The organism is Bacillus sp. CBEL-1, assembly GCF_004348885.1.
Taxonomy (GTDB): domain Bacteria; phylum Bacillota; class Bacilli; order Bacillales; family Bacillaceae_H; genus Priestia; species Priestia aryabhattai_A.
The window spans coordinates 471,763-482,976 of record NZ_SBIM01000013.1; the positions used below are offsets into that span (position 1 = coordinate 471,763).

An 11,214-nucleotide genomic window follows, 5' to 3' on the forward strand; every position below is an offset into this window, starting at 1 on the left:
TTATGCTATTAACCTACCTCTCATCATGAATCCAAACTTCATAGAATATATATACTTTGTATGCACAGAAATCTCTTAAAAATGATTATTCAGCCCGTAATTGACTAAGTTAAAAGGAGAATATTATGAAAAATATGCACATTTTTCTCTGTGGCTATGAAAGTCCGCATGTAGTTCAGCAGCTTTTAGCCAAACTGAGGAACAATGCGTCGGTGACTGTCATAGCCAAACCAGAAATTTTGCAATTGCTTCCGCACCACGCCGATACTATATCTCTTTCTAGTTGTATAGGAAGCGAGCTTAACCAAAGAGTTCAACGTTTAAATGGCGAACACGTATTATTTTTATTTAAAGGAGACGACGTAAACCTTCCGCTTTTAAAAAAGCAAACGTTAGATAAAATAGAGCTATCTACTTATTCATTAACAGCTGGAGAGTTAAAACTGCCTCTATTTTTTAAAAGCACGGATTTGAAATCATTTCTATTTCCTGAAATACATGCATTTCCTTCTGTTGAAGCGATGTTTGCATATTGGGTACGCAGCCTTCCTTCAGATCAATGCATACCCGTGGATGCAAAAAAAGCGGTGAGAATGGGAATTCAAAAAGAAACCCGCCTTACCTCTGCTTTTTTAGAACCTAGCCAACTCTATCAGTTTACTACTGAGCATAAAGCCACCTCTTCTCTATCAATTATGCTAGCAGCTTATAACGCAAAGCCATATATTCATACAGCCGTTTCTTCATGCTTCATTCAAAGCGTTCCTTTTCAAAAGAAACAACTTTTTGTAGTTGACGACGGCTCGACGGATGGAACTGCTGAAGACTTAGCTTCTCTTCAATCGCAGCTAGGCTTTCAGCTCATTCAAAAAGAAAATGGAGGAAAAGCACGTGCTCTAAACACCCTTCTACCTTTAGTTGATACAGAATTTGTACTAGAGCTTGATGCAGACGACTGGCTTGATCCCAATGCTTTATCTGTTATTTCAAATCACTTACTTTCTATTCCTTCAGACGCTGCTGTTTTATATGGAAATTTACGAAGGTGGAAAGAAAAACCACACAATGAATTAAAGCTAATGGGTGTTGCGAACGGACGGTCCATTCGCTCAAAAAATGAGCTCCTAAGCTACGCATTTCCGATGGGACCACGCATTTATCGTACGTCTTTTCTAAAAGCAATTGGAGGATTTCCCATTCTTTCTTTTTTAGATGGGCGTATGTACGAAGATGTCAGCGTATTAAATGCGCTAATGAAGCGCTATTCGGTATGCTACCGAGATTTCACCGTATACAACGTTCGTGATCACGTGAAAAGCATCACAAAAAAAAATCACTCCAATTGGAGCGATTTCATTAAAAATTTAGATTAATTTAGACAGTAAAGAAACGAATTGTATTAATAGAAGTTAGGGGAACAAATACAGGCATAGCACCATACCCCATCGACTCAACAACCGTAACAAAATCAGGACCAACAAGCGTAATAACTCCATCAATAATTCGATTGTCTAATCCGATTTCAGCTCGCTGACCAACATATTTTGCCAATTGAGAAAGTAATAAACTTTCAAACATACCGTTATCCCTCCTTTTAATTAAAGTGGTGTTACTGTTTCAATTTGAGAAATTAAAACGAACGTTACAGCTAAATCATCTTCAACAACTACCACATAGTCTGTGCCTACAAATGATAAAACGCCTGTAATCGTCGGCTCTAAACCTGGTGAAATTTCTAAAGTTACGCGCTCATTTACTAGTGATAATAAAACGCCTACAAGTGGTGTTGGGGAAGTTGGTGGTTCAACAGGCTCAGTAGTTCCTCCATTACAGCAAATAGCACGAAGTGCAACTGCTCTTTTCATAAAAAATCGTCTCCTTTCATCTGTTAACATTTAGGGAAATATTAGATTTTCCACTAAATATTCTCTACAGTCTATGTAGCTTAAACGCGTTGTGCTTAGATGCTTGACCTATAAAAACAAATATTTGTAAAAAAACGGCAAGAGCGGATTTTTCACTAATTCCACTCTTGCCGTCTTTTTAATACTATTATTTAAATGCTTGTTTAGCTAAGTTCATCACCGTCATGTCATCCATCGGTGGGTTATGAAGGCCTGCTCGTACGTCGCGATAATAGCGCTGAAGAGGATTTTGTCGCTGCAAGCTTCGTGCACCAACAATTCTCATCGCTTTGTCTACTACCTGAAATGCACTATTTGTGACTACGTGCTTTGCAGCAGCTAATTCTCCTGCTAATTCTTCACGATTTTGTCCTTCATCCCATTTGCGCGCCACGCTGTACATGAAATGCCGTGCTTTCATAAGCTCAAGCTCAATTTCCCCCATTTGCATTTGCACGTTGGGAAGTTCACTTATTGTTCCTTCTATACTATTCGGTGAGTAGCTTTTCGCAAATTCTACCGCATAGTCTCTCGCTGCAATGGCAATACCAATGTAGCATGCTGGAATATGCAACAGCCATCCGCTTGCGCCAGGCTTTTTACTTCCGCCGATATATTCAGCTAAATATGCATCAGGAATACGGACATCTTCAAGTACTAAATCGTGGCTTCCAGTTCCGCGCATTGCAATCATATCCCACGTTTCTTCAATGGAGAGTCCAGAGGTATCTCTTGGAACAATAAATTGTGCTACTTGGTTTGCTTCTTGCACAAAAGCTTTAACTAAGAAGTAGTCTAACGCAGGAGACATTGTGGTAAACGTTTTTCGACCATTTAACACCCACCCATCTTTTGTACGTTCCGCTTTGGTTTCAGGAAGTCCTCCTCTAGTAGGGCTTCCTGTTTTCGGTTCAGTGGCCGCACTGTTAATAAGCGCTCCTTTTTGAATTTCTCCAAATAAAAAGTCAAGCGTTTCTTGCTTCCACGGCTGCTTATCACGAAGATCCATCGTAATGCCCATATGCCACCCGATGCTGAGCGCCGTGGATGAATCGCCTTGAGCAATTAACTCTTGAAACAGTAGAAAGTCATACAAAGATAAGCCTTTTCCTCCACTCGCTTCACTTAGCGACCAAGTTGTATAACCAACACTTTTTAAGTCGGCAACATTTTGAAAGGGAAAGATACTTTTTTCATCAATTTCTTGAGCACGCTCTTTAAAAGCTGGAATGAGAGCTGCAAGCTTTTGGTACGATTCTTTGTTTGCATTAGTGATAAATGAATTATGCATCATCAATCGCTCCTTTTTCATTAAATCTCTACTACGCCCATCGGTTTAATACTTATTATCATAGCACATCTATTTTCTATGGTGCACTTTCGGTGCTCATGATTACGAAAAGAAGGATAGGCACCCATTAGGCGTTTGTAACATATGTATAATTAATCCTCTCTCTCAATCGCTTTTTCCAAATATGGAAAAGGCGATTTCATTTGTGATATGCACCTATTTTTATTGCATTCATAAGCTACATAAACGGCATTTTTCGCCAAAGGAGGGTCGCTATGTTCCCGTTTGGAAAATCACCTTTTAAAGAGAATGGATTTGGAAAGATGAATATGAAAGATATCGACCAATATGTACAGCAAGTGTTATCCAATGCAATGGGGCAATCTTTTCCACAGCATATGAAAGAAAACGATTTCTTTAAGCATGCACATCAAATGTACAATCAACCACTTTCTTCCGAGCAACAGCGAGGTCCGTTAACGTCAAACGTTTTTCAAACGCACGATGAATGTATCGTCCAGCTTTCTTTTCCAAAACCTGATAAAGTTGAAGAAATCAAGGTTGCCTATACACCTTACTCATGTACAATTACAGGTACGTATGATGGTGAAGATTTCACAGAAGAATGTCAACTTCCTTGTACGGTCAGCCGAAAAGGAAGTAAAGCTACGTGCAGAAACGGCATTCTTGAAGTCAAGCTCATAAAGTATACAAATTTACCTGAAACAGAAATTGATGTTCATCGCTTTGACTAAAAATGCTCGCTGTTTACACGGCGAGCATTTTTCATTGCATAACAAGGTGATATTTTTCAACTTCTCGTTTTATAATAGCTTTAATTTTTTTAGTACCCACTGTTTCTGTATCCGTATTTCTAACAGCACAAGCTGCAAAATTCCCTCGATTGATTCCCAACCCTCCGAGCTGAGCACTTACTTCCATTGCTGTTTCTAAAAGGGCTTCATCTTTAAGAGGCATATCCGTAACAACTACGACGTTCACCTGTTCCTTACTTTTTGTAAACAAGAATAACCACGTATATACTTCATCTTCGTAAAATGAAATTCGTGTAAAGCGATGATCGATTCCAGACCACGAAAGTAAATCGCTGCTTTTCTCTTCGTCTGTGTACTGAACGATTTGCTTACACCAATGGATACCCTTTCCGCTATCTCCCGTAGAAAGGGTGCGCAGGGACTGTTCAAAGCTTACTGACAGACACCGTTCATTTTCTATGAGCGTATATAAGTTGGAAAAAGCTTGTAGTACCTTCTCTTCTTTCGGGGGAACATATGCAAGCTGCCTTTTATGGACTCCAGGATGATAAAGCACGTGTAAATCCACCCCATAGACATGCTGAAGAGTTTGCTGGTTACTAAAAATCTCTTCAATACCTCTTGCATAAACCTCTCCATCTTTTAACAGGATGGCGTCATCAGCAAATAGTGCTGCAATGTTTAAATCATGTAAAATCGCCACAATGGTTAAGTTTTCTTCTCGCTGCAGCTCTTTTAATAAATGCAGCAGTTCCATCGCATGCTTTACGTCTAGATGATTTGTCGGTTCATCTAACAGCAAATATTCAGGTTCTTGCGCTAAAGCTTTAGCTAAAAGAACGCGCTGTTTTTCCCCACCGCTCAAAGCATTGAATGAGTGATGACGATATCGCCACACATCCGTTCTTTTCATCACTCTTTCAATTACTTGTTTATCATAAGGTGATTCATTATTTAAAAACCGTTTCGTTTGGAAAGGATAGCGACCAAGCGCCACAATTTCACGAACGGTAAACTCTAGACCGATTTGGTTTTCCTGCGTCATAACCGCTATTTTTTGCGCTAACTGCGTAGCTGAATAGGAGGAAATTGACTTTTGTTCTAACTTAATTTCTCCTGCTGTTAGCGGAAGCACTCCCATCATTAAGCGAATGAGCGTGGTCTTTCCGCTGCCGTTTGGTCCAAGAAGTGTGCAAAACGAGCCTTTTTCAACGGTAAAGGCTACGCTTTTAACAGTAGGACTATGTTTTTTGTAACCACCAGTTACGTTACAAACCTCAATCATTCGATCCCTCTTTTCCGAATCCGTTCTTTAATAAGCAATAGCGTAAAAATAGGTGAGCCGATGAGCGCAGTTACCACACCAATTGGAAGCTCCTGCGGATTTAAAATGGTTCGTGCTACAAGATCTGCGAGCACTAAATAGCTACCCCCAATAAGAATGGAAAGAGGAAGCACATGCTTGTGATTTGCACCTACCACCAACCTTACTAAATGCGGAATAACAAGCCCTACAAAGCCAATTGCTCCAGAAACTGATACGGATGCACCTGTCAAAATAGCTGCTGACACCAAAATGATACGCTTTCTGCTTTTTACGTTAATTCCCATGAACTGCGCAGACTGGTCACCAAATGCAAACCCGTTTAGCTCACGAGTATTTGCAAGTAAGCCAATCGTACCGATAATGAAAAACGGGAGTAAAAGCTGAACATGCCCCCACCCTCTCATTGATACGCTTCCCATTAGCCAGTACAAAATTTCACGAACTCCTTGTTCTGACGATAGGGCAACCATAAGGGAAATCATCGCGCTCATGAATGATGACAAAATGATGCCCGCTAAAATAATGGTTTCGTTAGCTAATGTCCCACTCGCTAACTTTGTGATACCAAATACGAGTAAAAGCGTTAAGAAGCCAGATACAATTCCAATAATCGGTAGCGTATAGGTATGCATGCCAAATAGCTGCCAGTTAAAAAAGATAGCAAGCACTGTGCCAAGAGTAGCTCCAGATGATACTCCGATTGTATAAGGGTCTGCTAACGAGTTTCGAAGCAACCCTTGAAAAGCTGCTCCGGCGATGGCAAGAGCTGCTCCAACTAAAAAAGCAACGACCACGCGCGGAAATCGAATTTCCCAAATAATGAGTTCCATGTTACTCGGGCCATGATATAAAGTTAATCCAGACATATTTTGAACAATAATTTTAATAACGTCCGTAACGGTTAGAGACACCGTGCCTATAAAAACACCCGTAATCACGGTAGTTAAAACAAGGATTATACTAAAGAAATAAAATAAGACAGTTTTGTTTACGATTTTTTTCATTTTACATCAACTCCCTCTATTCAAAACCGAGGGCCGGGATGTTAATCTTTTGTAAAGAATCTCTTACAGATAGCACGCCCAACCGTTTTATCTTGAATTGCTTTTATACTCACTCATAATTTTATAAATTTTTTTCATATCAATTGCTTTTCGAACGTGTGCAGCCAACTTTTGAAAAGACTCTGCCTTTCGTTCCCTGCTATTAAATGTTGTCTTAATCGGATCTAATCCTTTTTGCCGGCGAATATCGTTTAAATACGCGCGTCGAAAGCTATCATTATGAAAAATGTCGTGTACGTATGTACCAATTATGCGAGTGAAAGTCACCCCTTCTTTTATACCATTTAGCTCCGCAAAATGTGAAATTGGCTCCGTAGACGTTGTTTCGCCCATATGAATTTCATATCCTTCAATTTGATAGAGCTGATTGCGCAAAATAGCATGTCCTGATACTCGTTTTGTTCGCTTCTTTGTTTTCATTACGGTATGAATAGGTAAAAGACCTAGCCCTTTAATCGATTTTTGGGCTGATTCCACTTCATTCGGGTCAGTTATCACTTCACCTAAAATTTGATATCCACCACAGATTCCAGCAATGTTTACCTTATTTTTCATCGCCAAAACAGCTTCTGCTAATCCTGTTTCATGCAAGTACTTTGCGTCTTCCAACGTGTTTTTACTGCCAGGAAAAACGATTAAATCAGGTGTTCCAAGCTGAGAAGGCTTTGTCACAAGCCTTACGTGGCAATCATCCTCAAAACGAATGGGATCTAAATCTGTAAAATTCGACATGCGAGGATATGAAATAACGGCAACATCAAGTTCTTTAGCTGGATTTGGAAGTGTCGGATACGTAGTTAAAGCCAGTGAATCTTCTGCATCAATTTCCACATCATCCAGATAAGGAACCACACCTAAAACAGGAAGTCCCGTATATTCTTCAAACCAATCAAGCCCCGGCTGCAACAGCGATAAATCACCTCGAAACTTATTAATAACCACTCCTGCTATTTTAGATTTATGCTCTTCTGAAAGCAGCTGAATGGTTCCTACTAAGCTAGCAAAAACCCCACCTTTATCAATATCTCCTACTAAGATAACGGGAGATTGTGCAATATCAGCTACTCGCATATTAACAAGTTCACGATCGTTTAAGTTAATTTCAGCAGGACTTCCTGCTCCTTCTATAACAACACACTCGTATTCAGAAGCAAGCTCTTCATACGCTTTGGTAATAATCCTGCGCCCTGTTTCAAAGAAGTCTTTTCTATACTCATACGCATACATATTTTGTAAAGGAACACCATGAACGACGATTTGAGCCTCATACTCTCTTGTTGGCTTGATTAAAATTGGGTTCATATTGGTTGTCGCTTCCACTCCTGCAGCTTCAGCTTGAATTCCCTGAGCACGGCCAATTTCTTTTCCGTCTTTTGTGATATAAGAGTTGAGTGCCATATTTTGTGATTTAAATGGCGCTGTTTTGAAACCATCTTCTGCAAAAATCCGACAAAAAGCAGTTGTAAGTAAGCTTTTTCCAGCGTCGGAATGCGTTCCTTGAACCATAAGAGGAAGTGCTTTTTTCATCTTCATCACGCCTTTCATAGCAAAAAGCCTTGGCTAAAGACCAAGGCTTCATGACAACATCTTCATTCTTTGGATGTGCACGTCACCTATTTTCCCCGCCGAAAAATAAGAGTTAATGTTTAAAAGCAGGTCTCCTGGCTTGTGCTTCACTTTACTTCTGCACCTTCCTAGCTTATTGCTAGCGGTTAATTGCAGGTTCATCCACACTCACAGTAGCGGGGGCTGCATCGGATTTCCACCGATTTCCCTATTATCCTTAAACGAATAAGGCACTTTTAAAACATAATCGTTTATAAGTATTGTTTACGAAGCTGTTCTTGTAGGTTCTTTGTTCTTGACTGTGTCAATATACTTGCAGTTACAAAAACCAATAATGATAGAACAACGGGAAGCACAACTGTATGCATGCCAAATGGGTTAGGAGCATAGGTGTGAATAAAGATATACGTTAAAAGCCCCGTCACCATCCCCGAAATTGCTCCGTATTTATTTCCTTTTGCCCAATATAATCCTAACACAATTGGCCAAATAAATACTGCTTCAAGTCCACCAAATGAAAATAAGTTAAACCAAATGAGTAGATCAGGTGGATTAATAGCAAATAGAAACACTAAGATTCCAATAATCATGGTTGTTAGGAAGCTCCATCTTTTCACCTGCTGCTCTTTTGCTTTTGGATTAACGTAATTTAAATATAAGTCTTTTACAATAGCAGAGCTAATGATTAATAAAATAGAATCAACCGTTGACATAATCGCTGCCATTGGTGCAGCAAGTACAATTCCAGCTAACCAAGGTGGTAATACTTCAAGGGTTAACGTTGGCATCACCGTATCTCCTACTTCAATTCCAGGAATTACGGCACGAGCAAATACACCAATAAGGTGCATTCCTAACATGATTACACCAACTACCACCGTACCGATAAGCATTGCTTGATGCATCGCTTTCGAATTTTTATACGACATCGCTCGAACCGCTACCTGTGGCAGTCCCACAACTCCTACTCCAACTAAAATCCAGAATGATGACACGTAAAGAGGTGTTAATGAACGGTCAGCCCCGTATGGACTTACAAGATTTGGATTTTCGTTAACTAAATCTTTTATGATTGCTTCGATACCACCGCCAGCATAAACAGTAGCAATTAGCAAAATAATCGTTCCAACAAGCATTACAATTCCTTGCAGGGCATCGGTTAATACAACAGCACGAAACCCACCAATTGATACATAAACAAGGACGGTGACTGCAAAGATAACAAGCGCACTTTTGTATGGAATTCCGACAAATCCTTCAATTAATCTAGCCCCTCCAACCCACTGAGCAGCTAATGACGCAAATAAAAAAAGGACAATACTTACAGCAGAAACAATGACCACGGTATTGCTTTCATATCGTTTTTTTAGAAAATCAACAAGCGTAACGGCATTCATCTTTCGCGAAACAATGGCAAACTTTTTGCCAAGAGTTGTGAGAACAAAATAACCTGTCACAACTTGAATCACAGACAACAATACCCAGGCAAGTCCAGTTTGATAAGCGGTACCAGGACCACCAATAAAACTGCTTGCACTTCCATACGTTGCCACCATTGTCATGGCAAGAACAAACCCTCCAAGTTCCCTGCTTCCTAGAAAGTAATCATTAATAAATGAGTTTGCTGTGCTTGTTCTTTTAGCGGTAATAAACCCAATAGCAAAAATCAATAGGACAAACACAATAAGTGGAACAATGACGGCCCAATTCATTTGCTCTCACCTCTTTCTTCATCTTCTAAAGGAAGATCTGAAAAGAAAAAGCGAACAACAATCCAGACCAGTAAAATAATGAGTGGAATTCCAACTATGCAACTATAAAAAAACCAGGCTGGAAATCCCAATATGTATGTATACTCTGACACGGGCTTTGAACCAAGTCCGTATGTAAAACCAAACCACCATGCAAAGTGGAAAATAGCCAGGCCGATACCAATTAAAGCTTCTTTATGTGCGATTCGATACCGCCAATCGGCTCTTTTCTTCATGTTCGTTCTCTCCTTCTTTGAAATGTTGCAGAAGATGTGCATTATGATTATAACGTTCCAAAACATATGAAGCTATCCTTTTTGCTAAATTCATGACATTTTTTCCTATTTAACGCTTAAATATTAAATAAAGACTACCTTGTATGCCAATTACTGCATTATACTAAATAGAAATAAACGATGGGAGTAGCCTATGAAAAGAAAACTTATCTACGTATTTACTTCTTTACTGCTTGGATACGTATTGTTCGCTTCGTATCATATTTACTCTGCAGCTAATTCACCTCCTCCAAACAACGCAGATTACATTATGATTCTTGGAGCTAAGGTAAATGGAAAAGAGCTATCGTTAAGTTTACGAGAGCGTATGATTACTGCGCTACGCTATTTAGAAGATAACCCTTCAACAATCGCAATTGTCTCAGGTGGACAAGGTGATGATGAAGACATTTCTGAAGCGGAAGCGATGTCTACTTTTTTAGTAAATAATGGAATTGATTCTGCTCGCATTATCCAAGAAAATGAATCTACTTCCACTTATGAAAACTTTCTCTATACCAAAAATCTTATCGATATCACTGACAAAAAGATTGTACTCGTCAGCAACCAGTTTCATCTATACCGTGCATCACTGATTGCCAGAAGGCAAGGATATAACGTATATCCATTAGGTGCAGAAACACCAAACGTTGTGAAGCTTCAATCATACGGTCGTGAGTATGTGGCAATTATTAAAACTTGGATATTTGATCGTGAATAAGCCATTTCATTTTTAGATAGATAAGCAGTTTATTAACGAGTTTCCCTCAGCAGTTTCACTTTACTACTCCTTTTGCTAAAAGGCACGGTTATCCATTTGACACTCAGATACTTACTTTATGTAAGTATCTTCTCTTTGGTCGTGAAGTTTTAAGAAGTGTAGTGTCCATTGCTTTGTGCTATAATGTGTAGTATAGGAGTGAAACAAATGAATCAATCAACCTTATGTCCACGCTTTGAAAAAGCAATGACGATTTTAAGTCAGCGCTGGACCGGGCTCATTATTTATAAGCTTCTGTCTGGACCACAGCGCTTTTGTACCATCGAGTCATCCATTTCAGTAAGCGGTCGTGTCTTATCAGAACGCTTGAAAGACCTTGAACAACAAGGGATTGTTAAGCGTGAAGTTTTTCCAGAAACGCCCGTACGCATCGAGTATTCCTTAACTGAAAAAGGAAAAGCGCTTGAACCTATTATGAAAGAAATTGAAAAATGGTCACAGCACTGGTTGGAAGAAGACAACTTGTCATAACGCAAACA

At 39.5% G+C, this 11,214-nt stretch carries 12 protein-coding genes and 1 riboswitch; of the genes, 4 read left to right on the forward strand and 8 right to left on the reverse strand.

Going from position 1 to position 11,214, the window contains the following annotated elements; genetic code table 11:
• Positions 1-125 precede the first annotated feature (125 nt).
• On the forward strand, positions 126-1,373 hold the full coding sequence (locus EPL02_RS12360) for a glycosyltransferase family 2 protein (RefSeq protein ID WP_131887875.1): 1,248 nt from the start codon (positions 126-128) through the stop codon (positions 1,371-1,373).
• A 1-nt stretch (position 1,374) separates the two neighbouring features.
• Here EPL02_RS12360 and EPL02_RS12365 read toward each other — a convergent pair whose 3' ends face one another.
• The 3 genes from EPL02_RS12365 to EPL02_RS12375 form a co-directional block, all read right to left on the reverse strand.
• Complete coding sequence (locus tag EPL02_RS12365) at positions 1,375-1,578, reverse strand: hypothetical protein (RefSeq protein WP_094910382.1); 204 nt, start codon at positions 1,576-1,578, stop codon at positions 1,375-1,377.
• A 20-nt stretch (positions 1,579-1,598) separates the two neighbouring features.
• A complete protein-coding gene (locus EPL02_RS12370) occupies positions 1,599-1,865 on the reverse strand; it encodes a hypothetical protein (RefSeq protein WP_131887876.1) in 267 nt (88 codons plus the stop codon).
• A 187-nt stretch (positions 1,866-2,052) separates the two neighbouring features.
• Positions 2,053-3,195, reverse strand: a complete 1,143-nt coding sequence (locus tag EPL02_RS12375; protein ID WP_131888471.1) for an acyl-CoA dehydrogenase family protein — start codon at positions 3,193-3,195, stop codon at positions 2,053-2,055.
• 275 nt (positions 3,196-3,470) lie between these two features.
• Between EPL02_RS12375 and EPL02_RS12380 the strand changes: the two genes are divergently transcribed.
• Complete coding sequence (locus EPL02_RS12380) at positions 3,471-3,950, forward strand: Hsp20/alpha crystallin family protein (RefSeq protein WP_131887877.1); 480 nt, start codon at positions 3,471-3,473, stop codon at positions 3,948-3,950.
• Positions 3,951-3,981: 31 nt separating this feature from the next.
• On the opposite strand, the gene EPL02_RS12385 is transcribed toward EPL02_RS12380, so the two are convergent.
• The 5 genes from EPL02_RS12385 to EPL02_RS12405 all read right to left on the reverse strand — a co-directional run bounded on the left by EPL02_RS12385 (position 3,982) and on the right by EPL02_RS12405 (position 9,915).
• A complete protein-coding gene (locus EPL02_RS12385; RefSeq protein WP_131887878.1) occupies positions 3,982-5,256 on the reverse strand; it encodes an ABC transporter ATP-binding protein in 1,275 nt (424 codons plus the stop codon).
• Positions 5,253-6,302 carry a FecCD family ABC transporter permease gene (locus EPL02_RS12390; protein WP_131887879.1) on the reverse strand — a complete coding sequence of 350 codons (1,050 nt, stop codon included), beginning with the start codon at positions 6,300-6,302 and terminating at the stop codon, positions 5,253-5,255. Before EPL02_RS12390 ends, EPL02_RS12385 begins: the two co-directional genes overlap by 4 nt.
• Before the next feature lie 87 nt (positions 6,303-6,389).
• On the reverse strand, positions 6,390-7,889 hold the full coding sequence (locus tag EPL02_RS12395; protein ID WP_165932565.1) for a cobyric acid synthase: 1,500 nt from the start codon (positions 7,887-7,889) through the stop codon (positions 6,390-6,392).
• A gap of 107 nt (positions 7,890-7,996) precedes the next feature.
• A riboswitch (cobalamin riboswitch) is annotated at positions 7,997-8,181 on the reverse strand.
• Entirely contained in the window at positions 8,180-9,640 is a 1,461-nt protein-coding gene (gene panF, locus EPL02_RS12400) for a sodium/pantothenate symporter (protein ID WP_131887880.1), read from the reverse strand. Its footprint overlaps the riboswitch before it by 2 nt.
• Positions 9,637-9,915, reverse strand: a complete 279-nt coding sequence (locus EPL02_RS12405) for a YhdT family protein (protein ID WP_094910389.1) — start codon at positions 9,913-9,915, stop codon at positions 9,637-9,639. Before EPL02_RS12405 ends, panF begins: the two co-directional genes overlap by 4 nt.
• A 193-nt stretch (positions 9,916-10,108) precedes the next feature.
• Here EPL02_RS12405 and EPL02_RS12410 point away from each other — a divergent pair, with 193 nt between their 5' ends.
• Together EPL02_RS12410 and EPL02_RS12415 are read left to right on the forward strand one after the other, a co-directional pair.
• Positions 10,109-10,675, forward strand: a complete 567-nt coding sequence (locus EPL02_RS12410) for a YdcF family protein (RefSeq protein WP_131887881.1) — start codon at positions 10,109-10,111, stop codon at positions 10,673-10,675.
• Between the two features lie 207 nt (positions 10,676-10,882).
• Positions 10,883-11,206 carry a winged helix-turn-helix transcriptional regulator gene (locus EPL02_RS12415; RefSeq protein ID WP_094910391.1) on the forward strand — a complete coding sequence of 108 codons (324 nt, stop codon included), beginning with the start codon at positions 10,883-10,885 and terminating at the stop codon, positions 11,204-11,206.
• Positions 11,207-11,214 lie beyond the last annotated feature (8 nt).

Coding starts and splice junctions, on each gene's coding strand:
- EPL02_RS12410 (WP_131887881.1), top strand. CDS start 10,109: ATGAAAAGAAAACTTATCTACGTATTTACTTCTTTACTGCTTGGATAC.
- EPL02_RS12405 (WP_094910389.1), bottom strand. CDS start 9,915: ATGAAGAAAAGAGCCGATTGGCGGTATCGAATCGCACATAAAGAAGCT.
- EPL02_RS12395 (WP_165932565.1), bottom strand. CDS start 7,889: ATGAAAAAAGCACTTCCTCTTATGGTTCAAGGAACGCATTCCGACGCT.
- EPL02_RS12360 (WP_131887875.1), top strand. CDS start 126: ATGAAAAATATGCACATTTTTCTCTGTGGCTATGAAAGTCCGCATGTA.
- EPL02_RS12415 (WP_094910391.1), top strand. CDS start 10,883: ATGAATCAATCAACCTTATGTCCACGCTTTGAAAAAGCAATGACGATT.
- EPL02_RS12370 (WP_131887876.1), bottom strand. CDS start 1,865: ATGAAAAGAGCAGTTGCACTTCGTGCTATTTGCTGTAATGGAGGAACT.
- EPL02_RS12385 (WP_131887878.1), bottom strand. CDS start 5,256: ATGATTGAGGTTTGTAACGTAACTGGTGGTTACAAAAAACATAGTCCT.
- EPL02_RS12390 (WP_131887879.1), bottom strand. CDS start 6,302: ATGAAAAAAATCGTAAACAAAACTGTCTTATTTTATTTCTTTAGTATA.
- EPL02_RS12380 (WP_131887877.1), top strand. CDS start 3,471: ATGTTCCCGTTTGGAAAATCACCTTTTAAAGAGAATGGATTTGGAAAG.
- EPL02_RS12365 (WP_094910382.1), bottom strand. CDS start 1,578: ATGTTTGAAAGTTTATTACTTTCTCAATTGGCAAAATATGTTGGTCAG.
- panF (WP_131887880.1), bottom strand. CDS start 9,640: ATGAATTGGGCCGTCATTGTTCCACTTATTGTGTTTGTCCTATTGATT.
- EPL02_RS12375 (WP_131888471.1), bottom strand. CDS start 3,195: ATGCATAATTCATTTATCACTAATGCAAACAAAGAATCGTACCAAAAG.